This window comes from Massilia sp. CT11-137 (genome assembly GCF_047302885.1).
Classification (GTDB): domain Bacteria; phylum Pseudomonadota; class Gammaproteobacteria; order Burkholderiales; family Burkholderiaceae_D; genus Telluria; species Telluria orientalis.
This window is the reverse complement of record NZ_JBKYMP010000001.1, coordinates 664,344-686,554: the sequence shown is the minus strand read 5'-3', so window position 1 is coordinate 686,554 and position 22,211 is coordinate 664,344. Positions and strand designations below refer to the sequence as shown.

The window sequence follows — 22,211 nt, the reverse complement described above, 5'->3', positions numbered from 1 at the left end:
AAGAGTTCAGCTGTGTTGTTTGTTGATACATACAGATTTTCTACCCTAAGTGTGCATCTGATCGTTAGACCAGCTACACGCTTAAAGAAAACTTTACTTCTTCCAGATTGTTAAAGAACGAGAACTACACTTATCTAAACCACGCAGGCTTACATAAATGCAGTGAACAGAGAGTGGTGGAGGATGACGGGATCGAACCGACGACCCCCTGCTTGCAAAGCAGGTGCTCTCCCAGCTGAGCTAATCCCCCGACGCATAACGTGGTAGGGCTGGTTGGACTCGAACCAACGACCCCCGCGTTATCAACACGGTGCTCTAACCAGCTGAGCTACAGCCCCGAAAACTCTTCTCGTTTAACTTTGAACAGTCGATAAGCGTAGGCGCTTGATGATGGAGCGTTAGCTCCCGTGCCACTCTAGAAAGGAGGTGATCCAGCCGCACCTTCCGATACGGCTACCTTGTTACGACTTCACCCCAGTCACGAATCCTACCGTGGTAAGCGCCCTCCTTGCGGTTAAGCTACCTACTTCTGGTAAAACCCGCTCCCATGGTGTGACGGGCGGTGTGTACAAGACCCGGGAACGTATTCACCGCGGCATGCTGATCCGCGATTACTAGCGATTCCAACTTCACGCAGTCGAGTTGCAGACTGCGATCCGGACTACGATACACTTTCTGGGATTAGCTCCCCCTCGCGGGTTGGCGGCCCTCTGTATGTACCATTGTATGACGTGTGAAGCCCTACCCATAAGGGCCATGAGGACTTGACGTCATCCCCACCTTCCTCCGGTTTGTCACCGGCAGTCTCATTAGAGTGCCCTTTCGTAGCAACTAATGACAAGGGTTGCGCTCGTTGCGGGACTTAACCCAACATCTCACGACACGAGCTGACGACAGCCATGCAGCACCTGTGTTCAGGCTCCCTTTCGGGCACCCTCCAATCTCTCGGAGGTTCCTGACATGTCAAGGGTAGGTAAGGTTTTTCGCGTTGCATCGAATTAATCCACATCATCCACCGCTTGTGCGGGTCCCCGTCAATTCCTTTGAGTTTTAATCTTGCGACCGTACTCCCCAGGCGGTCTACTTCACGCGTTAGCTGCGTTACCAAGTCAATTAAGACCCGACAACTAGTAGACATCGTTTAGGGCGTGGACTACCAGGGTATCTAATCCTGTTTGCTCCCCACGCTTTCGTGCATGAGCGTCAATCTTGACCCAGGGGGCTGCCTTCGCCATCGGTGTTCCTCCACATCTCTACGCATTTCACTGCTACACGTGGAATTCTACCCCCCTCTGCCAGATTCAAGCCTTGCAGTCTCCATCGCAATTCCCAGGTTAAGCCCGGGGCTTTCACGACAGACTTACAAAACCGCCTGCGCACGCTTTACGCCCAGTAATTCCGATTAACGCTTGCACCCTACGTATTACCGCGGCTGCTGGCACGTAGTTAGCCGGTGCTTATTCTTCAGGTACCGTCATTAGCCCAGGATATTAGCCTGAGCCGTTTCTTCCCTGACAAAAGAGCTTTACAACCCGAAGGCCTTCTTCACTCACGCGGCATTGCTGGATCAGGCTTGCGCCCATTGTCCAAAATTCCCCACTGCTGCCTCCCGTAGGAGTCTGGGCCGTGTCTCAGTCCCAGTGTGGCTGGTCGTCCTCTCAGACCAGCTACTGATCGTCGCCTTGGTGAGCCTTTACCTCACCAACTAGCTAATCAGATATCGGCCGCTCCAGGAGCATGAGGTCTTGCGATCCCCCACTTTCATCCTTAGATCGTATGCGGTATTAGCGTAACTTTCGCTACGTTATCCCCCACTCTTGGGTACGTTCCGATATATTACTCACCCGTTCGCCACTCGCCGCCAGGTTGCCCCGCGCTGCCGTTCGACTTGCATGTGTAAAGCATGCCGCCAGCGTTCAATCTGAGCCAGGATCAAACTCTTCAGTTTAATCTCTGTTTTTGCTACTTTCGTAGCATGTCGCTCACTCAAAATACTGACCGTCACTCATTGCTGAGCAACGTATTTCTTTTGCGTGAACATTTGATAATTTAAGCATTCAGTATCACCGAAGCGATACTGGCACCTCATCAAACGCCCACACTTATCGACTGTTGATTGTTAAAGAGCTGTATTCGGTACTGCCTTGCTGCGCTTGCGAATCGTTTTGCTCGTCAGCAGCAGAGAAGTGAGATTATGCAGTGTTTCGCGATGTTCGTCAACTTCTTTTTATTCCCCATCGAAGCGTTCAGAACCGTTTGAAGGCCTGTCGTTTGCGACGAGGGACCGAATCATACCAGCGTCGCATACGGGCCGCAAGTCCCGCTACAATGCATCCTTTGCCGTCCTCCCCGCACCGCCATGACCATCCTGCTCTCCACCCTCAATGCCCGCTACGCCCACGCTTCGCTCGGGCTGCGCTATCTGCTGGCCAATATGGGCGAGCTCCAGGAACAGACGAGCCTGATGGAATTCGTCATCGGCGCGAAGACCGTGGAGGTCGTCGAACGCCTGCTGGCGAAGAAGCCGCGCATCGTCGGCTTCGGCATCTATATATGGAACGTCGAGGAGACGACGAAGGTCGTCGCGATGCTCAAGCGCGTGGCGCCCGAGGTGACGGTCGTGCTGGGCGGGCCGGAAGTCTCGTACGAGACGAACGAGCAGGAGATCGCGCGCCTGGCCGACTATGTCGTCACCGGCTGGGGCGACATCACCTTCCCCAAGCTGTGCGGCGAGATCCTTAATGGCCCCAAGCCGATCATGAAGGTGCATGCGGGCGTGCAGCCCCCGATGGCGGACATCTCCCTGCCTTACGCTTTATATAGCGACGAAGACATCGCCCACCGCACTCTCTACGTGGAAGCGTCGCGCGGCTGCCCGTTCAAATGCGAGTTCTGCCTGTCCTCGCTGGACAAGACGGCCTGGCCATTCGGCATCGACACCTTTCTCGCGGAGATGGAAACGCTGTACCAGCGCGGCGCACGATTATTCAAATTCGTCGACCGCACGTTCAACCTGAACGTCAAGACGAGCCAGCGCATCATGCAGTTCTTCCTCGACAAGATCGCGGCGCATCCCGACGATCCGGTCTATGCCCACTTCGAACTGGTCCCGGACCACCTGCCGGAAGCGCTGAAGGCGACGATCGCGCAATTCCCGCCCGGCGCGCTGCAGTTCGAGATCGGCATCCAGAGCTTCAACCCGGAAGTGCAGACGCTCGTCAGCCGCCGCCAGGACAATGCCAAGGCTGCAGACAACATCCGCTGGCTCACGACGCAATCGCACGCCCATCTGCACGTGGACCTGATCGCCGGCCTGCCGGGCGAAGACGTCGAATCGTTCGCGCGCGGCTTCGACCAGCTGGTCGCCCTCGGCCCGCACGAGATCCAGTTCGGCATCCTCAAGCGCCTGCGCGGCACGCCGATCATCCGCCACACGGAACCGTACAAGATGGTGTATGAGCCGTACCCGCCCTACACCGTGCTGGCCACCGACCGCATCGACTTCGCCACCATGCAACGGCTCGTGCGCTTTGCCCGCTACTGGGACCTGGTCGCGAACTCCGGCCGCTTCGCCCACACGGTCAAGGTGCTGCTGGGCGACAGCCCGTTCGCCAACTTCATGGCGTTCTCGGACTGGATCTACACGCAGCTCGACGCCACCCACCGCATCGCGCTCGACCGCCTGGCCAAGCTGGTGCAGGCCTGGCTGCAGCGCCAGGGCATGCCGGCCGCCGACGCTGCCGCCCTCATCGCGAGCGATTACGCCGGCAGCGCCCACAAGCCGGCCGACAAGTCGACGCACGCCGCACCCGAGCGCCAGGTTCGCCACCTCGCAGCGTAAACACGGCAATGTGCGCCACCGAACGCTATCCGGTCACGGTAACGTAGCGCTGGTGGCGGCAGTCGCGAATCTCTTTTACACTGCCGCAATGCGGATTGAAAATGCGCCAACATTAACCATCGAACACCCAGACGCCGGCGCGGGGCAATCCGTGGTGGCGCGCGGCGTATGGCAGGTCCACGCGTTTTCCCGGCGCGGCTTCAAGGACATCGAAAAGACGCTGAAATCCCTCGCCGGCAAGCCGGTCGTTTGGGACCTGTCCGAGATCGCCAGCCTCGATCACATCGGCGCCCAGTTGTTCTGGAGTTCGTGGGGCAAGCGCCGCCCCGAGCAGCTGAAGCTCGACCCGAAGCAGGAAGAACTCTTCGAGCGCATCGAGAAATCCGGCCGGATCGAGCTGCCGCGCACGCGCAAGAGCCATCTGCAATGGGTGATCACGCTGGGCGGCGGCGTGCTGAGTTTCTTCGAACACCTGCGCGGCGCGATCACCCTGATCGGCCAGGTGGTGCAGGACATCGGCCGCTTCATCCGCCATCCGCTGTCCGGACCTTGGCGCGAAGTGTCGGCCAATATTTATCACTCCGGCTTCCAGGCGCTCGGCATCACGGCGCTCGTGGGCTTCCTGATCGGGGTCGTGCTGTCGTACCTGTCGGCGCAGCAGCTGCGCATGTTCGGCGGCGATATCTACCTCGTCAACATCCTCGGCATGAGCATCATCCGCGAACTGGGGCCGCTGCTGGCGGCGATCCTCGTCGCGGGCCGTTCGGGGTCGTCGATCACGGCGCAACTGGGCGTGATGCGGGTGACGGAGGAACTCGACGCGATGCTGGTGATGGGCATCTCGCACGGCTACCGCCTCATCATGCCCAAGGTGGTCGCGCTCGCGCTGGCGATGCCGCTGCTCGTCGTGTGGACGGATGCGATGGCCCTGATCGGCGGCATGGTCTCCGCGAAGATCGAACTGAACCTGACGATGCGCTACTTCATCCAGAAGCTGCCGTCCGCCGTGCCGATCGTGAACTACACCATCGGCCTCGCGAAGGGCGTCGCGTTCGGCATGCTGATCGCGCTCGTCTCGTGCCACTTCGGCCTGCGCATCAAGCCGAACACGGAAAGCCTGGGCCGCGGCACGACGACGTCGGTGGTCACGGCGATCACCGTCGTGATCCTGGCCGACGCCGTGTTCGCGATTATCTTCTCGGGAGTGGGCTTCTGATGGCGAATCCTGCTCAACCAGCCCAACGCCCGCCACAGCAACTGAACCGCGAGCCCGAGGAAGACGTCGGGCCGCCGGTCGTCCAGATCCGCAACCTGTGGACGCGCTTCGGCCGCACCGTCGTCCACCAGGACCTGAACCTCGACATCTATGCGGGCGAAATCCTGTCCATCGTGGGCGGATCCGGGACCGGCAAGACCGTGCTGCTGCGCCAGATGCTGGGCCTGGAGCGGCCGTCCAGCGGCTGCGTGCGGGTGTTCGGCGAGGATGTCAGCAGCGCCAGCCCGGAACAGCTGCAGCGCATGCGCAACCACTGGGGCATGCTGTTCCAGCAGGGCGCGCTGTATTCCGCGCTGACCGTGTTCGACAACATCGCCCTGCCGTTGCGCGAACTGCGCGCCCTGCCGGAGGAGGTCGTGCGCGCCGCCGTGCTGCTCAAGATGGACATGGTCGGACTCGGCCCGGGCGACGCGAACAAGATGCCGTCCGACCTGTCGGGCGGGATGATCAAGCGCGCGGCCCTCGCGCGCGCCCTCGCGCTCGAGCCGCAACTGCTGTTCCTCGACGAGCCGACGGCGGGCCTCGACCCCGACCTGTCCGATTCGTTCGTGGCGCTGATCCAGACGCTGCACAGCGAGCTGAAACTCACCGTCGTGATGGTCACGCACGATCTGGACACGCTGTTCGCGCTGTCCTCGCGCATCGCCGTGCTGGCCGAGAAGCACGTGATCGCGGTGGGACCGTCGTGCGACGTGCTGCGCGTGCAGCACCCCTTCATCAAACACTTTTTCCTGGGGCCGCGCGGCCAGCGGGCGCTGGAAGTGCTGGAAGAGCGCATCGCAAGAAAGGAGTCGGAAGACTGACATGGAAAACAGATCGTATGCCCTCATGACGGGCTTCTTCACGGTCGCGCTGCTGGTCGCGGCCATCCTGATCGGCCTGTGGCTGAACCGCGACCGCACCACGATGCATCCGTACGAGATCGTCACCACGCAGACCATCCCCGGCCTGAACCCGCAGGCCGCGGTGCGCTACCGCGGCCTGGAAGTCGGGCGCGTGGACGACATCGTGTTCGACCCGCGCGTGACGGGCCAGATCCTCATCAAGCTCTCGATCGAGGAAGGCGCGCCCGTCACGCAGACGACGTTCGCCTCGCTCGGCTACCAGGGCGTGACGGGCATCGCCTTCATCCAGCTCGACGACGACCGCACCGGCTCCCCGCTGCTGCAGAGCGACAAGGGCCACGTGGCGCGCATCCCGCTGCGTCCCGGCCTGCTCGACCAACTGGAAAAGCGCGGCCTCGCGATCCTGGAAAAAACGGAGCGCATCACGGACAGCCTGAACAACGTGCTCAGTAAAGAAAACCAGGACAAGCTCACGGGCGCCTTCGACAGCATCAACAAGGCCGCCGCCGCGTATGCCGAGATCCCGGGCCAGCTGCAGCCCACGCTGGCGCGCCTGCCCGCGCTGGCGGATAAACTCGACCGCACGATGGGCTCCGTACAGGAGCTTTCCACCAGCGTCACTGCCGCCGCACATAACTACGACCGCCTCGCGACGAGCCTGCAGGCCCCGGGCGGCCCGGTCGAGCGCGCCGGCGCGGCCATCGATTCGCTGGGCGGCGTGACATCCGACCTCGAGCTGCAAACCTTGCCGCACGTCGTCGACATGGCCGACGAGGCGAAGACCTCGCTGCGCGCCGTGCGCCGCACCGTGACGAACCTGGGCGACCGCCCGCAAAGCATCCTGTTCGGCGCACCGGCCGCCGAACCCGGCCCGGGCGAACCCGGCTTCGTCCCCCCGACCAAATGAGGAACCCAGCGACCATGCATCCGACCCGCATCATTCTCGCTGCCGCCCTGGCCCTGACCCTGTCCGCCTGTGCCTCGCAGAAGGGCCAGCCCACCACGCAATTCGACTTCGGCCCCGCCACGGCCGCGCAAGCGCAGGCACAGGGCATGCTCGGCGCGGTGGTCGTCACCGACGTCACCGGCTCGAGTGCCCTGGACAGCGAGCGCATGTTCTACCGCCTGAGCTATGCCGACCCGCTGCAGGCCCGCACCTATGCGAACAGCCGCTGGACGGCGAATCCGCTGCAGCTGCTGACGCAGCGCTTCAAGACGCGGCTCGCGCAGGCGGGTGCGCGCGTGCTGTCGGAGACGGATGCGGCCGCCGGCATCCCGCTGCTGCGCATCGATGTCGATGAATTCATCCACGACTTCGGCGGCGTGAGCCAGAGCACCGGCGTCGTCGCCGTGCGCGCCTCCGTGTTCCAGGGCCATACGCTCGTCGACCAGAAGAGCTTCCGCCAGGCCGTCGCCGCGCCCAGCGCCGATGCGGCCGGCGGCGCGCGCGCCCTCGCGGCCAGCACCGATGCCGTCGCGGCCGACATCGTGGCGTGGCTGGGCACATTGAATCTCAACCGACGATGACCGAGACGGAAGACGCTGCCGGCCCGCGCGCCTCTCCGGTGGCGCGCGCGGCGCTGCTGGCCTATCTGCTGCTGATCATCTACGCCAGCTGGTTCCCGTTCTCCGGCTGGCGCAGCAGCGGCCTGTCGCCGTTCGCCTTCCTCGTCCTGCAGATGCCGCGCTGGTGGACCGGCTTCGACGTCATGGTCAACATCGTCGGCTACATGCCGTTCGGGATCCTGATCGCGCTCGCGTTGCATCCGCGCGTGCGCGGCCTGTGGGCGGTCGCCATCGCGGCCGTCGTCGGCCTGCTCGTCTCGGGCACGATGGAGGTCGTGCAGAACTACCTGCCCAGCCGCGTGCCGTCGAGCCTCGACCTGCTGACCAATGCGGGCGGCTGCCTGGCCGGGGCGGTGATCGGCGCGTGGTTCGCCCCGATGCTCCTCGACCGCAGCCGTTTGTATCTGCTGCGGCAGCGCTGGTTCGCGGCGCATGCGAGCCAGGGCCTCGTGCTCGTCGCGCTGTGGCCGCTGGCCCAGGTCTATCCGCAGAACTACCTGTTCGGCAACGGCCAGATCCTGCCGCTGCTGTCGGAATGGCTGTCCGACTGGCTCGATACGGACATCGACCTCGTGACCATGCTGCGCGGCGACGTGCCGATGAGCGTGGAACAATACTGGCTCTCTGAAACCATCATCACCGCGTGCGGCATGACGGGCGCCGCCCTCACCCTGCTATGCCTCACGCGCCGCGGCGCGCCGCGGCTGTCGCTGATGCTGGCGCTGGTCGGCGTCGGCATCGTCGTCAAGACGCTCGCCAGTTCCCTGTTCTTCGCGCCCGACAATGCGTTCGTGTGGGTCACGCCGGGCGCCGAAGGCGGCTTCCTGATCGGACTGATCATGCTGACGGGCCTTGCGTTCGCGCCCCAGGTCGCGCAGCGCCGGCTGGCCGTCGTGACGCTCGTACTGTCGCTCATCGTCGTCAACACGATTCCCGCCAACCCGTATTTCGTCTCCACCCTGCAGGCCTGGCAGCAGGGTAAATTCCTGAATTTCAACGGGGCGGCCCAGTTCCTCGACATGGCCTGGCCCATCATCGCATTGTGGTTCCTGCTGCTGCCGTCGCACCGGCTGAATCGCTCTTGATAACGGCGTATCATATGAAAGATACACGCCATCCGGAACCGACATGAACGACGACAAACCCTTTTATCAACACCATGTGTTCTTCTGCCTGAACGAACGCGAAGGCAAGGACTGCCGCCCCAGCTGCGGCAAGAGCGGCGCGGAAGCGGCGCAGCAGCACGCCAAGAAGCGCGTCAAGGAACTGGGCCTGAACGGCCCGGGCCAGGTGCGCATCAACAAGGCCGGGTGCCTGGACCGCTGCGAGGAAGGCCCCGTCGTGGTCATTTACCCGCAAGGCACCTGGTACACCTACGTGGACAACTCCGACATCGACGAAATCATCGACCGCCACCTCGTCAAGGGAGAGGTCGTCGAACGCCTCAAGATCTGACGAAGTACGCCTGAACAAGCAATGAACAAGAATTCCCAGAAGTTTTACCTGACCGGCCCCGCCGGCAAGATGGAGTGTGTGCTGGACGAACCGGAAGGCACGCCCGTCGGCATCGCCCTCGTGGCGCACCCGCACCCGCTGTACGGCGGCACGATGGACAATAAAGTGGCGCAGACGCTGGCCCGCGCCTTCGTCGGCCTCGGCTACGTGACGGCCCGCTTCAACTTCCGCGGCGTGGGCGAGTCGGAAGGCGTGCACGACGAAGGCCGCGGCGAAGTGGACGACATGGAAATCATGCTCGACCACATGATCGAACAGTATCCGGGCCTGCCGTACGCGCTGTCCGGCTTCTCGTTCGGCACCTTCGTGCAGGCACAACTGCAACAGCGCCTGATCCAGCAGGGCCGCCCGGCCGAGCGCCTGGCGCTGGTCGGTACGGCCGCCGGCAAGTGGCCGATGCCGGAAGTCCCGGCCGACACGATCCTGATCCACGGCGAACTTGACGATACGATACCGCTCGCGCACGTGTTCGACTGGGCGCGCCCGCTCGACATCCCCGTGACCGTGATCCCCGGCGCCGACCACTTCTTCCACCGCAAGCTCGTCCACATTAAAAATCTTGTCGCGCAATTGTGGAGACGTGACATTTGAGGCGAACGCTGGCCTATAATGATGCGATCTTCTTTCAAGGCAATGCTTTCGAGCATTGTCTATCGCATCACAATCCACGTTATTCTCTGAATTGTCTTCCATGAAAAAGTTAATCGCGGCCCTCGCCGCCAGTGCCCTTTTGATGTCGGCCGCCCAAGCGCAGCAGGTGCCGGCCCCGCAAATCGCCGCCCGTTCGTGGCTGCTGCTGGACGCGACCAGCGGCCAGATCATCGCCTCGCAGGATCCGGATACCCGCATCGAGCCGGCGTCGCTCACCAAGGTCATGACGGCCTACGTCGTGTTCGAAGCCGTGCGCGACAAGAAAGTCACGCTGGACCAGATGGTCAACGTGTCGGTCCGCGCCTGGAAGGTCGACGGCAGCAGCTCGAAGATGTTCATCGACCCCGCCACCCCGGTGAAGATCAGCGACCTGCTGTACGGCCTGATGGTCCAGTCGGGCAATGACGCGGCCGTGGCGCTGGCCGAAGCCGTCGCCGGCGACGAAGCGACGTTCGTCACCCTGATGAACCGCGACGCCGAGCGCATGGGCATGAAGAACACCAGGTTCGCCAACCCGCACGGCCTGCCGTCGCCGGACAACTACTCCACCGCGCGCGACCTGTCGATCCTGGCTGCGCGCGTCATCAAGGATTTCCCCGAGTTCTACAAGATCGACTCGGTCAAGGAATTCACATACAACCGCATCAAGCAGCAGAACCGCAACCGCCTGCTGTGGCTGGACCCGACCGTGGACGGCATGAAGACGGGCCACACGGAAGCGTCGGGCTTCTCGATGATCGCGTCGGCCCACCGCCCGAACGGCCCGGCGGGCGAGCGCCGCCTGATCTCGGTGCTGTCCGGTGCCACGTCGGACGGCAACCGCACGGCCGAAAGCCAGAAGCTGCTGAACTGGGGCTTCCAGAACTTCGACACCGTCAAGCTGTATTCGAAAGGCCAGGCCATCCTGACCCCGGAAATCTGGAAGGGCTCCAAGTCGAACGTCAAGATCGGCTTCCCGAACGACGTGTGGGTGACCGTGCCGAAGGGCGTGGCGCAGAAGATGAAGCCGGTCCTGGAACGCAAGGACCCGCTGGTCGCGCCGCTGGCCCTGAACAGCCGCGTCGGCACGCTGAAGATGAACGTCGACGGCAAGCCGCTGCTGGCGCTGCCGGTCGTGGCGCTGGAAGAGGTGCAGGAAGCGTCGATCTTTGGCCGGGCGTGGGACTCGATGCGTCTGTGGATGAAGTAATCACCTGCCTGTAAACACCGTCGTTCCCGCGCAGGCGGGAACCCATACTGAGCGTCCTCGATCACCTCAGCATGGGTTCCCGCTTCCGCGGGAACGACGTTTTATAATGACGTGATCCGTCAACCTGGAAAAAACGCAATGAACCCAGCCCTCCCCCGCGACCTGTCCTGCCCGCGCATCGCCCCCCGCAAGAACGGTGACCTCGAACTGTCCCGCATCGTCGCCGGCATGTGGCGCATGGGCGACTGGGACATGACGGTGGAGCAGCGCATCGCCTTCATCGAGCAGTGCATCGCGCTGGGCGTCACGTCGTTCGACCATGCGGACATCTACGGCAACTACGGCGTCGAAGGCCTGTTCGGCGAAGCCCTGCGCGCCCAGCCGTCGCTGCGCGACCGCATGCAGCTGATCAGCAAGTGCGGCATCAAGCTGCTGTCCAATAAACGCCCGCAGCACACCATCCAGCACTACGACACGAGCGCCGCGCACATCGTCGCGTCCGCCGAGGAATCGCTGCGCCAGCTGCACACGGACCGCCTCGACCTGCTGCTGATCCACCGCCCCGACCCGCTGATGGACTTCGACGAGATCGCGGACGCATTCTCGCGCCTGAAGCAGGACGGCAAAGTGCTGCACTTCGGCGTCTCGAACTTCAGCCGCCACCAGTTCGAGGCGCTGAACCGCCGCATCGAACTGTCGACGAACCAGGTCGAATTCTCGCCGCTGCACGTGGCGCCGATGTTCGACGAGACCTTCGACGGCCTGCAGGATAAAGGCGTGGCGCCGATGATCTGGTCGCCACTGGCCGGCGGCCGCCTGTTCACGTCGAACGACGCGAACGCGGAAAACCTGCGCCTCGTGATCAAGGAGATCGCCGACCGCCTGCACCAGCCGTTCGCCAGCGTGGTGTTCGCGTGGATCCTGCAACTGCCGTCGCGTCCCATCCCGCTGACGGGCAGCGGCCGCGCGGAGGCGATCGCGGTCGCCGTCGCCGGCACCACGTTCCAGCTGTCGCGCGCCGACTGGTTCACGATCCTGCGCGCCGCGCGCGGCCACGAGGTCGCGTAGGAGTCTACGCCGCCATGGGCGAACCCCTCAAGATCGTGGAAGGCCGCGCGCTGACGGCGCAGCAGAAGAAGGACCTGCTGAACCGCCTCGCGCGCGTGGAAGGCCAACTGCGCGGCGTGCAGAAGCTGATCGCGCTGGCCGACGCGCCGTCCGACTGCGACGCCGTGGCCCAGCAGATGGCCGCCGCGCGCAAGGCGCTGGACCGGTCGTTCGTGCAGCTCCTCACCGCCAGCATCGTCACCCATACGGGCAATGCGGGCGACGTCGAGGAAGCGAAAGCGGCGGCGGCGCGCCTGGCCGCCATGTTCGACAAGTTTGCGTAAGGCGGGCTCCCCGAGCCCACGCGTAACGTGTTCGGTGCGCGAACTTCCGCGTGGGCACAGGATGCCCAACCTACCGACTCACTCGTCGTCGTACACCTTCGGCGGCGCAATCTTCGTCCACCCGCCCGTCCACGCGATGTTCAGCAGCAGCGTCGCGCTGATATAAAACACGAAGAACAGCGCGAAGAAGCGCGTGCGCAACAGCGCCAGCAGCGCGATACAGACGATGAGCGCGACGAGCGCCGCCTTCGATTTCGGCTGCTTGGAGCTGGGGAAGCGGATCGTCGACACCATCAGCGTGCCGACGGCCACCATCAGCAGCATGACGAGGAAGGCACCGGCCATGTCGGCCACCGGGTCCGGCCATGCGACCACCACCGAGGCGACGCACGCCGCGCCCGCGGTGATCGGCATGCCGACGAAGTAGCGTGGGTCCGTCTTCCCGACCATCACGTTGAAGCGCGCCAGGCGCAGCGCGCCGCAGGCCACGAACACGAAGCACGCCAGGCCGCCCATGCGCACGAGGGTCGGGTGCGCGGCGCCCATCTGGGCGAAGCCGTAGCAGTACAGCAGCAGCCCTGGCGCGCAGCCGAAATTCATCACGTCGGCGATGGAATCCAGCTGCACGCCGAACGCGGACTGGGTGTTGGTGGCACGGGCGACGAAGCCGTCGAGCGCGTCGAACACGCCCGCCAGCACCAGCAGGATCGCGGCCAGGCGATAGTCGGACGGATCGCCCACAGGGGCGTTGTCGACCGAGATCACGATGCTGCCGAATCCGCAGGCGATCGACAGCAGGGTCACGAAACTGGGCAGGGCAAACTTGGCGCGCGCGAGGCGCTGCTGGCGGGTTGGGTTCACTGAGATTCGTTAAAAGCGAGAGAATGGCTTATTTTACATGGGCTTATGCCGGGGCCGCGATTGTCCTTACGATCGTCACCGGGCCCCGATTTCGCCTAGAATGGAGGCTCCTTTACCCCATCAGGACCGACGCCGGGAGTGATATATGATGAACAATATGCTTCGCGTGCGGCAGATCGCCCTCGCCTGTACCGCGGCGTGGGCGCTCGTCGCCTGCGGCGGAGGCGGCGGCGGGAGCAGTGCCGGCGCCCCGAACGCGACTCCCTCCACCGGATTCTCGGGACAGGACGCCTCGGCGCCCACGGCGACGAACAACATCGCCACCGACGGCCTGAACTGGATCAACTACCGCCGCAGCCAGATCGGCATGCCGGCGCTGGCGCGCAACGCCGTCATCGACACCGCGGCCCAGGGCCATTCCGATTACCAGCGCATCAACAACGTGGTGACGCACGACCAGACGGCCGGCAAGACCGGCTACACGGGCGCGCGCCTGCAGGACCGCCTGCAGAATGCCGGCTACGTGTTCGGGTCGCCGAATGCGATCGGCGAAGTCATTTCGGCCACTTCGAACGGTTCCGGCTTCTACATGGCCGAGGAACTGATCACGGCGATCTACCACCGCTTCGTGATCTTCGAACCCGTGTTCAAGGAAATCGGCGCGGGTGCGGCGACGACGTCCGCCAATTACAGCTACTTCACCGCCGACTTCGTCGCCAACAACGGCTACGGGACCGGCATCGCCGCGGGCACGATCGTCACGTGGCCGTTCAATGGCCAGACCCAGGTCCCGAACAATTTCAACAGCGATTACGAGGAACCGGATCCGGTCCCCGACCGCAGCGTCGTCGGCTACCCGGTCAGCGTGCACACGAACCTCGATCGCACACTGACGGTCCAGAGTTTCACGATGCGCGCCCACGGGACCAGTAGCGACCTGGAGACGCGTCTGCTGGCCTTGGGCAAGGATTCGAATACAACCACAAAGTCGGCGGCGGCGATCGTGCCTCTGGCCCAGCTGGCGTCCGCGACCACGTATGATGTCAGCTTCTCGGGCGCCATCGACGGTGTCCCGGTCAGCCGCACCTGGTCATTCACGACAAAATAAAACGCATGGACAGTCCCGACCACCGTTTCCCGCCAGACGCACACGATGCCCCCGCCGTGAACCACGCGGGCGGCATCGCGCGCCTGATGGGCGACGGGGCCCTGTTCGGACGCGTGCTCGCGCGCTTCCGCAACGAATACCGCCAGGCCGCGGCCGGCATCCGCACCGCGCACGACCAGGGCGACACCGCGCTGGCGCTGCGCCTCGTCCACACGCTGAAAGGGGCCGCCGGCATGATCGAGGCGGTGCCGCTGCGGCGCCAGGCCGACATCGTGGAAGGCCTGTTGCGCGGGGGTGCGGGCGACGTCCACGGCAGCCTCGCGCGCCTGCAGGATGAGCTGGAACGGGTGTTGCGCGAACTGGATGCGCTGGCGCTCACCTTGCCGGAACGCCGTCCCGCGGCGCCGGCGCAGCGGCCGGCGGAGATGGATCACGCTATCGTCGACCGCCTGATGGCGCTGCTCGACGAAGGCAATGGCGATGCGGTCGACCTCGTGCGCGAAGGCGCCGGCGCGCTGGCCGCACAACTCGGGGAAGGATGTTATCGCCAGGTGGCGGACCTGGTCGAAGGCTTCGACTTCGACGGCGCCCTGGCGCTGCTGCGCGAACGGGCGGGCGGCTGACGCGCAGCCCGCGGTTCAGCGGTTGTATTCCGCTTCTTCGTCGAAGGAATCGGCGCAGGATTTGCCGCAAAAACGGCGCACGCTGTCGAGCGGTTTGTCGCAGTACCAGCACGCGCCCTTGGGTGGCAGGCTCAGACGGGCGGGCACCGGCGCCGCACTCATGGGCGCCGCGACGGCCGGATCGACAGGCACGCTCTTGTCCGGAACACTTTCCTGTATCGTTTCCAAGGTTTCCCCCTTACCGGCAGCACGTCAGTAACGCTGAGATTACTTTAGTGGAACATCGTGTGCATGAGAAAGCGCAAGCGCGCTTGTGCCCGCTTCTGCGGTACGTGGTCTTTCAAACCAGTGTGCGCCGAATGGGCTACCTGTGCAACGCCTGTTGCCCACGAGTTTTCAAGAAACAACAGTCACGGTGCCCCGACGTCATCGTCACCGATGCCGGACCATCCAACTGCCCGAAATAATAGCAGCAATGGCAATGCGTGCGCCGGGCCGTTCAATCGTGCGAGCCGCCGTGCCGGATTTACGACGGGCGCGCCGGATGCCGTCAGCGCGCCGGTTCCAGCGTGACGAACAGGGCGCCCGGCGCCGTCTCGAGGCGGGTGGGAATGAATTGCACGCCGGCGTAGCGCAGGTCTTCGGGGCGGAAGGTGTAGACCGGCATGTCGCGCATCAGTTGATTCAAGAGCAGATCGGCGGCGCGGCCCAGGTCGCGCGCGCGGTCGCCCTCCATGCCTTCGACGTCGAAGCTGTCGACGTGCGTGGCGGACAGGACGACGGCATTGCGCACATTGTCCAGCACCAGGTGGCCGGACATGGCCAGGCTGCCGTTCCACGACTGGCGCAGGAACGGGGGCGACACGGACACGTCCAGGGACAAGCCCACGCGGTCCGTCTCCGGCATGATCGCGAGGCGCGGCCGGGTCAGCTGCACGTCGAACAGCTCGAGCATGCGATTGCGCAGCGGGAAGCGGCGCTCCAGGCCGGCCTGCAGGCGGGATTGCGACAGTTCGACGCGGCGCGGTCCGATCACCGTCGCGCACGATGCCAGCAGGCCACCGCCCGCCAGCGCCAGCGCCGCCTTGCCGAACGTCCGTCTCGTCATCGCCGTCATCATCGCCTCACTCGTCCATGGATGGGGCGAAGCCTAGCACATCAATAGAAGTACGGCGTTGCGCGCGCCCATTCGCTCTTCGGCCAGCGCTTGTACAGCAGCGCGTGCGCCTTGCGCGACAGGGCCGACGCATCCTTGTCGAGGCAGCCGCCGCGCGTCGACAGCACGGTCACGTGCAGCAGCCAGGGCAGCTCCGGGTCGGCCGGATGCGTGTCGGCCCATTGCAGCACGTCGTCGCCGAACGTGCCGGTGGCCGTTTTCAGTTGTTCCAGCTTGCCGAGTTCCGCGCGGCGCGCCGCCGAGTCGCCCAGTTCGGGCGTCGCGGGCAGGCGCCACACGAAGCTCGTCGGCTCGCCCAGGCGGTCCGGCTTGAAGCTGCACCAGGCGGACGCCGTCGCATCGCCGGCCTCGATCCGCGTCACGGGCGGGGCCGTCATGTCGAGGTCCGCGGACAGGCCGAATGCGACCGACGCGACCAGCGCCACGTGGCGGCGCTCGGCGGGCGTGGCGGCACGGGCGTAGCGCGTCGCCATGTCGCCCGTGGCCGGCACCAGCCTGGCCAGCAGGTCGGCGGCGGCGCGGCCGGTTTCCGGCTGGTCGAGCAGCGCCGCGCGGATCCAGGCCGCGCCCGCGATGCGCGCGCGCAGCGGCTGCGGCAGCGACTCCACGCGCGCCAGCTCGAGCATGTCGGCGGCGGCCAGGCCGCGCTTGAACCACGCGATGGCATCGTCGTTGAGCATGTCCTCGGCCGGTGCGGCGTCGGGGCTCGCCATGTCGACGTTCGCGCGCAGCAGGTACGCGCCGGCGTCCCGCACCGACGTCGCGACGGCGAAGCGCTCTTCGCGGAACAGGTTGCGCGTGCCCGGCGACAGCTTGCCCTTCAGCGCGGCGTCCGCGACGGCGCGCGCGGCATCGCGCTTGCCCGCCAGGCGGTACAGCCTCGCCAGGTGGTAGCGCACGGTGAGGTAAGCAGGATCGGAAGCGTCGACGGCCAGCGCGGCCTGCTCCAGCGCGGGCGTCAGCGCCTCGGACAGCATCAGCGCGGCGACCAGCCACGGGTCGGTATGCCCGCGCGGCTTCGTCCCCTGCTGCCAGCGCTCCAGCGCATGGCGTGCCGGGACGGCGCACGATCCATCGCGGCTGCCGTCGCAGTCTTGCAGCGTTGCGATCCAGTCGACGAAGGCGTACTGTCCGCGCAGGGGCTCCGGCTTCGCGTCGTCCATCAGGACGGACCAGTCGCCGAGGCGGTCGAGCGCAAACGGGTCGTGCGCGGGATCGCCCAGGTAGCGGTTCAATTCGTCGAGCCGGGCTTCGGGCGTCAGCCGCGCGCGCATGGACCGCAGCAGCGCGCGGGCCGGTTCGTGCATGGGCTGCAGCGATGCGTCGGTCACGATGGCGGCGCCGCGCTTGTCGAGGCGCTGCGCCTGGAGCTCGCGTTCATTGCGCGGCGTCTGCGGCACGGCGGCGACGGCGCGCCGGACTTCCGAGCGCAAGGCCAGATATGCGCCGAGACCCCGCATCGGATGGCCGGCCGTCGCGCCGATCTGGTCGAACAGCGCGGTGCTCTCGGCATAGTGGGCGCCGTGGAACTGCCACGCGGCGCGCTGGTAGTCGCGCAGCTGGCGCCAGTAGCCCGGCTCCGTCGCGGGCAGCGGCTGCGGCGCGACGATCTCGGGCAGTTTCTCGGTGCGATACGCGTAACGCGCATCCTCCGCGCGCTGGCAGGATTCGCCGACCTGGTATTGCGCGCGCAGCCACGCCTCGACCCGCGTGCGGGTGGCGTCGGGCCGCGCCTCCAGCTGGCGCAGGGTCGCGGCCGCGTAGGCATTGGCGGCCGCCGGACAGGCTACGATCATGCGCGCCGCCGGATCATCGTTCTTGATGTTCAATACCTTGGCGGCGCGCCCGACCAGGTCTGCGGACGTGTCCTCACCGTCGACGTGGTCCCACCCGTAGCCGAACGCGCTGCCGTCGGCCCGGTCCAGGCCTTTCTCGGTGCCCGGCTTCTGCGCGACCGGCGCGCCGAGCATGATCGCGCGCCAGGCCGTGTACAGGTAGACGCGGCGCATGCCCGGCTGCAGCACGCCCAGGTCGCCGGCCTGGAAGCGCGCGTTGGGAATGTCCGGCTTCGTGTAAGCCTTGAACATCGTGTAGCTGGGACCATAGTCGCCGCTGGCGAACGCGTTCGCCGCGACGGCGGCGATGGCGGCACAGGCAAGCCGGTATTTCATCGGGAATCTCTCCATCCTTTTTCGTCGAACCAGAACGTGCGCCGGTAGCGCGCCGCCACCGCGGGCGGGAACGCTTCCTGGCGCGAAAAGCCGGCGCTGCCCGCGCGGCACAGCGGATGCAGCACGTCGGGCCGCGTCGCCACGATGCCGCGCAGCGCCTCGTTGTCGCGGCCCATGCGGAAGAACATCGGCACCACTTCGTCCGCCTCCAGCCCGTCCAGCCAGGCCGGGGCGCGGCACCACCAGCCGAGGGCCGTGACGCTCAGCCGCATATCGCCCGGCAGCGCGTCACGGATGCGGTGCACGAGGTCGCGGTAGTCGGCGCGCTGCGACGGCCGCGCCTCCAGGTCCAGCTGCACCCAGCCCGACGTCGACGCGCGTGCGGCGCTGTGCATGGCGGCGAGCACGGTAGCGCGTGCGGCCTGCAAACCCGATGGCGGATGCAGCGGGTCGATCTCGACGTGCACGACGGGGATCACGCGCGTCCCGCGCGCCAGCGCGCGCGGACGTGCGCCCGGCCGCACGAGCACCTTGTCGCCGGTGAGCCAGATGTGGCGGTCGACCACGGCGACAGTAGTGCGCGAGAACGCGGGGACGGGCGCATCTCTCCACAGCCAGGCGATGGCGCCGGCGGGCGGTTCGGGCGGGAGGGTGGGAATGGGCAAGCGGGTTCTTTCAGCAGCTGCGGCGGACGCTATGTTAGCAAGCTTTTGTTGCCGAATTTGCACACACAATCACACACGATGGTCGTAAAAAAACCCGCCGGAGCGGGTAATGCCGTTCAGTTAAGCAGAACCCGTAGAGTGGGCACCCCGTGCCCACCACACGTTTGCGGATTGCATGCGCTTAATTGACCGGCATTAGGCCGGAGCGGGTTTATTTACCGATACAGAAGCGACTGAAGATCACCCCAAGCAGATCATCCGGCGTGAACTGCCCCGTAATGCTGGACAGCTGATCCTGCGCGAGCCGCAGCTCCTCCGCGAACAGGTCGAGCGACTGGTCATCCTGCGCCGCATGCTCGGCGGCATACCGCAGGTGCTCGCGCGCCTGGCGCAGCGCGACGAGGTGGCGTTCGCGCGCGAGGTACAGCGATTCGCCCGTCTGCTGCCAGCCGGCGATGCGCAGCAGTTCCGCGCGCAGCAGGTCGATGCCGATCTTTTCGTGCGCGGACAGGTAGATGTTGACCGCATCCGCGCCCTGGTCCACGGACGGCTGGTGGCCGGACAGGTCGATCTTGTTCCAGATGCGCACGACGGGCACGCCGGCCGGGAACGCGGCGACGATGTCCTCGTCGGCCTTGGCCGGGCCGAGGCTCGCGTCGAGCAGGTGCAGGATCACGTCCGCCTTGCCGACCTCGCCCCACGTGCGCTCGATGCCGATGCGCTCGACGACGTCGATGCCCTCGTCGATGGCGCGGATGCCGGCCGTGTCGACGATGTTCAGCGGGATGCCCTCGACCTGGATTGTCTCGCTGACTTTATCGCGCGTCGTGCCCGCGATCGGCGTGACGATGGCGACGTCCGATCCGGCCAGCGCGTTCAGCAGCGACGATTTACCCACGTTCGGCTGGCCGACCAGCACCACGTTCAACCCCTCGCGCAGCAGCGCGCCCTGCGCGGCCTGGCGGAACACGGCTTCCAGCGCATCGACGATGCCTTTCAGCTGGCCGCGCGCATTGGATTTCTCGAGGAAGTCGATCTCCTCTTCCGGGAAGTCGAGCGTGGCTTCGACGAGCATGCGCAGGTTGATCGTCTTCTCGACCAGTTCGTGCACGACCTTCGAGAACGCGCCGGACAGCGATTGCGACGCCGATTTCGCGGCGGCCTCGGTGGACGCGTCGATGAGGTCGGCGACGGCCTCCGCCTGCGCGAGGTCGAGCTTGTCGTTCAGGAAGGCGCGGCGCGTGAATTCGCCCGGCTCGGCGAGGCGCAGGTCCACGTCGCGGCCCGCCTCCAGCACGCGCGCGAGCAGCATGCGCAGCACGACGGGGCCGCCGTGGCCCTGCAGTTCCAGCACGTCCTCGCCCGTGTACGAATGCGGCGCCTTGAAGTACAGCGCGAGGCCTTCGTCGATGACGGTGCCCGCGGCGTCCTTGAACGGTACATAGGTGGCGTGGCGGGGCGCGAGCTTCGTGCCGGGGAACAGCGCGGCCACAAGGGCGGACAAGTCCTTGCCGGAGGCGCGCACCACGCCGATGCCGCCGCGGCCGGGGGCGGTGGCGATGGCGGCGATGGGAGAGGTATCGAGTTTCATGGTCGGATTGTAGTGCGAATAAAAAAGCCCGTGCGGACACGGGCTTTTCGATCACCGGGCCGGTATTACTTGGCCGGCGCGAACTTCTTGGTGATGACGTACTGCTGCGCCATCGAGATCAGGTTGTTCACGACCCAGTACAGCACGAGGCCGGACGGGAAGAACAGGAAGATGACCGAGAACGCCAGCGGCATGAACATCATCATCTTGGCCTGCACCGGATCGGCCGGCTGCGGGTTCAGCTTCTGCGTGATGAACATCGAGATCGCGTACAGGATCGGCAGGATGAAGTACGGGTCCGGTGCCGTCAGGTCGTGGATCCAGCCCACCCACGGTGCGCCGCGCATCTCGACCGCGGCCTGCAGCACCCAGTACAGCGCCAGGAACACCGGCATCTGCACCAGGATCGGCAGGCAGCCGCCCAGCGGGTTGATCTTCTCGGCCTTGTACAGCTCCATCGTGGCCTGCTGCATCTTGACCGGATCGTTTTTATGGCGCTCGCGGATCGCCTGCATCTTCGGCGTCACCGTCTTCATCTTGGCCATGCTGCGGTAGCCGGCGGCCGACAGCGGGAAGAACAGCAGCTTGATCAGGATGGTGAAGGCGATGATGGTCCAGCCCCAGTTGCCGATCATCGAGTGCAGCCAGTTCATCGTGGCGAAGATCGGCTTGGCGATGATCGCGGCCCACGCGTAGTCGCGCACCAGGTCCAGGCCCGGGGTCACTTTTTCCAGCAGCGACTGCACCTGCGGACCCGAGTACAGGCGCGCGGTGTTCGAGACGGTCGCGCCCGGTGCCACGGTGCCCAGCGGCTCGACGGCGCCGATGGCGAACAGGTTGTTACCCAGCGACTTCGTGTAGATGTCGCGCTGCGTGTTCGCCGGCGGGATGAACGCCGAGACGAAGAAGTGCTGCGAGATCGCGATCCAGCCATCCTTCGACTGCTTGGCGTGGTCGGCCGAACCCTTGCCGACCTTCTCGAACGTCAGCTTCTGGTAGTGCTCTTCCGGCGTCCACAGCGTGGGGCCCGTGTAGCTGCTGTTGAAATAGGTGTCGCCTTCCGGCTTCATGCCGTCGTGCTCGAGCTGGAAGTACAGCGACGGCGTGACCGGTGCCTGGGTCAGGTTCGTCACGTCGTGGCGCACGTCGATCACGTAGTCGTTGCGCTTGAACGTGAAGGTCTTGGTCAGGCGCACGCCGCCCTGCTCCGCGTCCAGCACGACCTGCACCTGGTTGTTGCTGTCCAGCGTGCGCGGGCCCGGACGGACCGTGAACGGGGTGTTGTGGTTCGGCAGGACGCCGGCCGCGCTGGCGCCGGTCAGGCCCGTCTGCGCGAGGTAGACGCGCGGACCGTTGGCCTGGAACAGCACCTGGTTCTTGTTCGGGTCGACCTTGTCGCGGTACTTCAGCAATTCCAGGCGACGGATCACGCCGCCAGCCGTGTCGATGTCGACTTTATAGACGTCGGTGGTGACGGTGATGACCTGGGCCTGCACGGGCGCGGGTGCCGCGGGCGTGCCCGGGACGGTGCCGGCCGGGGTCGGCGTCGCCGCTGAGGTTACGTCATTGGGCAAGTCGTTCGGCTTGGCCGGGTTCGGTGCCTGCGCGACCTTGGCCGGCGGCTGTGCCGAGAACATCGACTGCTTGCCGTTGGCCACCATCCAGTCGTTCCACAGGACGACCAGCGCGACGGCGAACACGATCCACAGGATGGTACGTTTATTGATTTCCATTGGTCTTA

The 22,211-nt window shown here is 65.3% G+C and carries 20 protein-coding genes, 2 tRNA genes and 1 rRNA gene; 13 read left to right on the top strand and 10 right to left on the bottom strand.

The window, feature by feature from the left end; translation table 11 throughout:
- Positions 1-174 precede the first annotated feature (174 nt).
- The 3 genes from ACEN98_RS03110 to ACEN98_RS03100 form a co-directional block, all read right to left on the bottom strand.
- A tRNA-Ala gene (locus ACEN98_RS03110) sits at positions 175-250 on the bottom strand.
- An 11-nt stretch (positions 251-261) separates the two neighbouring features.
- Positions 262-338: transfer RNA gene (locus tag ACEN98_RS03105), tRNA-Ile, on the bottom strand.
- A gap of 81 nt (positions 339-419) precedes the next feature.
- A 16S ribosomal RNA gene (locus ACEN98_RS03100) occupies positions 420-1,948 on the bottom strand.
- Between the two features lie 411 nt (positions 1,949-2,359).
- Here ACEN98_RS03100 and ACEN98_RS03095 point away from each other — a divergent pair.
- The 11 genes from ACEN98_RS03095 to ACEN98_RS03045 all read left to right on the top strand — a co-directional run bounded on the left by ACEN98_RS03095 (position 2,360) and on the right by ACEN98_RS03045 (position 12,274).
- Positions 2,360-3,841 carry a DUF4080 domain-containing protein gene (locus ACEN98_RS03095; protein ID WP_413381342.1) on the top strand — a complete coding sequence of 494 codons (1,482 nt, stop codon included), beginning with the start codon at positions 2,360-2,362 and terminating at the stop codon, positions 3,839-3,841.
- An 88-nt stretch (positions 3,842-3,929) separates the two neighbouring features.
- Positions 3,930-5,057 (top strand): MlaE family ABC transporter permease, encoded by a 1,128-nt coding sequence (locus tag ACEN98_RS03090; RefSeq protein ID WP_413343611.1) that lies wholly within the window; start codon positions 3,930-3,932, stop codon positions 5,055-5,057.
- Complete coding sequence (locus ACEN98_RS03085; RefSeq protein WP_413343609.1) at positions 5,057-5,920, top strand: ABC transporter ATP-binding protein; 864 nt, start codon at positions 5,057-5,059, stop codon at positions 5,918-5,920. Before ACEN98_RS03090 ends, ACEN98_RS03085 begins: the two co-directional genes overlap by 1 nt.
- Before the next feature lies 1 nt (position 5,921).
- Positions 5,922-6,869 carry an MlaD family protein gene (locus ACEN98_RS03080; RefSeq protein ID WP_413343607.1) on the top strand — a complete coding sequence of 316 codons (948 nt, stop codon included), beginning with the start codon at positions 5,922-5,924 and terminating at the stop codon, positions 6,867-6,869.
- 14 nt (positions 6,870-6,883) lie between these two features.
- Complete coding sequence (locus tag ACEN98_RS03075; protein ID WP_413381340.1) at positions 6,884-7,489, top strand: ABC-type transport auxiliary lipoprotein family protein; 606 nt, start codon at positions 6,884-6,886, stop codon at positions 7,487-7,489.
- Positions 7,486-8,613, top strand: coding sequence for a VanZ family protein (locus ACEN98_RS03070; RefSeq protein WP_413381338.1), 1,128 nt, complete (start codon positions 7,486-7,488; stop codon positions 8,611-8,613). Before ACEN98_RS03075 ends, ACEN98_RS03070 begins: the two co-directional genes overlap by 4 nt.
- Before the next feature lie 43 nt (positions 8,614-8,656).
- Positions 8,657-8,983, top strand: coding sequence for a (2Fe-2S) ferredoxin domain-containing protein (locus ACEN98_RS03065; protein WP_105380024.1), 327 nt, complete (start codon positions 8,657-8,659; stop codon positions 8,981-8,983).
- 21 nt (positions 8,984-9,004) lie between these two features.
- Positions 9,005-9,634: an alpha/beta hydrolase gene (locus ACEN98_RS03060; RefSeq protein ID WP_160410777.1), complete on the top strand. Its 630-nt coding sequence runs from the start codon at positions 9,005-9,007 to the stop codon at positions 9,632-9,634.
- Positions 9,635-9,734: 100 nt separating this feature from the next.
- Positions 9,735-10,883, top strand: coding sequence for a D-alanyl-D-alanine carboxypeptidase family protein (locus ACEN98_RS03055; protein WP_056126937.1), 1,149 nt, complete (start codon positions 9,735-9,737; stop codon positions 10,881-10,883).
- 138 nt (positions 10,884-11,021) lie between these two features.
- Entirely contained in the window at positions 11,022-11,951 is a 930-nt protein-coding gene (locus ACEN98_RS03050; protein WP_413341905.1) for an aldo/keto reductase, read from the top strand.
- A 14-nt stretch (positions 11,952-11,965) separates the two neighbouring features.
- Positions 11,966-12,274, top strand: coding sequence for a metal-sensitive transcriptional regulator (locus tag ACEN98_RS03045; RefSeq protein WP_413341907.1), 309 nt, complete (start codon positions 11,966-11,968; stop codon positions 12,272-12,274).
- Between the two features lie 78 nt (positions 12,275-12,352).
- Here the strand turns inward: ACEN98_RS03045 and pssA are convergent, their stop codons facing one another.
- Entirely contained in the window at positions 12,353-13,135 is a 783-nt protein-coding gene (pssA, locus tag ACEN98_RS03040; RefSeq protein WP_413381336.1) for a CDP-diacylglycerol--serine O-phosphatidyltransferase, read from the bottom strand.
- A gap of 145 nt (positions 13,136-13,280) precedes the next feature.
- Between pssA and ACEN98_RS03035 the strand changes: the two genes are divergently transcribed.
- Positions 13,281-14,243, top strand: coding sequence for a CAP domain-containing protein (locus tag ACEN98_RS03035; protein WP_413381334.1), 963 nt, complete (start codon positions 13,281-13,283; stop codon positions 14,241-14,243).
- A 5-nt stretch (positions 14,244-14,248) separates the two neighbouring features.
- Positions 14,249-14,866, top strand: a complete 618-nt coding sequence (locus tag ACEN98_RS03030) for an Hpt domain-containing protein (protein ID WP_413381332.1) — start codon at positions 14,249-14,251, stop codon at positions 14,864-14,866.
- 15 nt (positions 14,867-14,881) lie between these two features.
- On the opposite strand, the gene ACEN98_RS03025 is transcribed toward ACEN98_RS03030, so the two are convergent.
- The 6 genes from ACEN98_RS03025 to yidC form a co-directional block, all read right to left on the bottom strand.
- The gene (locus ACEN98_RS03025; RefSeq protein ID WP_229412256.1) at positions 14,882-15,058 is read right to left on the bottom strand and encodes a hypothetical protein; all 177 of its coding nucleotides are present in this window, start codon (positions 15,056-15,058) and stop codon (positions 14,882-14,884) included.
- Positions 15,059-15,416: 358 nt separating this feature from the next.
- Positions 15,417-15,974, bottom strand: a complete 558-nt coding sequence (locus ACEN98_RS03020; protein WP_413381330.1) for a DUF1439 domain-containing protein — start codon at positions 15,972-15,974, stop codon at positions 15,417-15,419.
- Positions 15,975-16,024: 50 nt separating this feature from the next.
- The gene (locus ACEN98_RS03015; protein WP_413381328.1) at positions 16,025-18,214 is read right to left on the bottom strand and encodes a hypothetical protein; all 2,190 of its coding nucleotides are present in this window, start codon (positions 18,212-18,214) and stop codon (positions 16,025-16,027) included.
- Positions 18,211-18,879, bottom strand: a complete 669-nt coding sequence (locus ACEN98_RS03010; protein ID WP_413381326.1) for a hypothetical protein — start codon at positions 18,877-18,879, stop codon at positions 18,211-18,213. The genes ACEN98_RS03015 and ACEN98_RS03010 overlap by 4 nt, the downstream gene beginning before the upstream one ends.
- A 211-nt stretch (positions 18,880-19,090) precedes the next feature.
- Positions 19,091-20,470 carry a tRNA uridine-5-carboxymethylaminomethyl(34) synthesis GTPase MnmE gene (gene mnmE, locus ACEN98_RS03005; protein ID WP_413381324.1) on the bottom strand — a complete coding sequence of 460 codons (1,380 nt, stop codon included), beginning with the start codon at positions 20,468-20,470 and terminating at the stop codon, positions 19,091-19,093.
- A 65-nt stretch (positions 20,471-20,535) separates the two neighbouring features.
- Positions 20,536-22,203, bottom strand: coding sequence for a membrane protein insertase YidC (gene yidC, locus ACEN98_RS03000; protein ID WP_413381322.1), 1,668 nt, complete (start codon positions 22,201-22,203; stop codon positions 20,536-20,538).
- Positions 22,204-22,211: the final 8 nt, after the last annotated feature.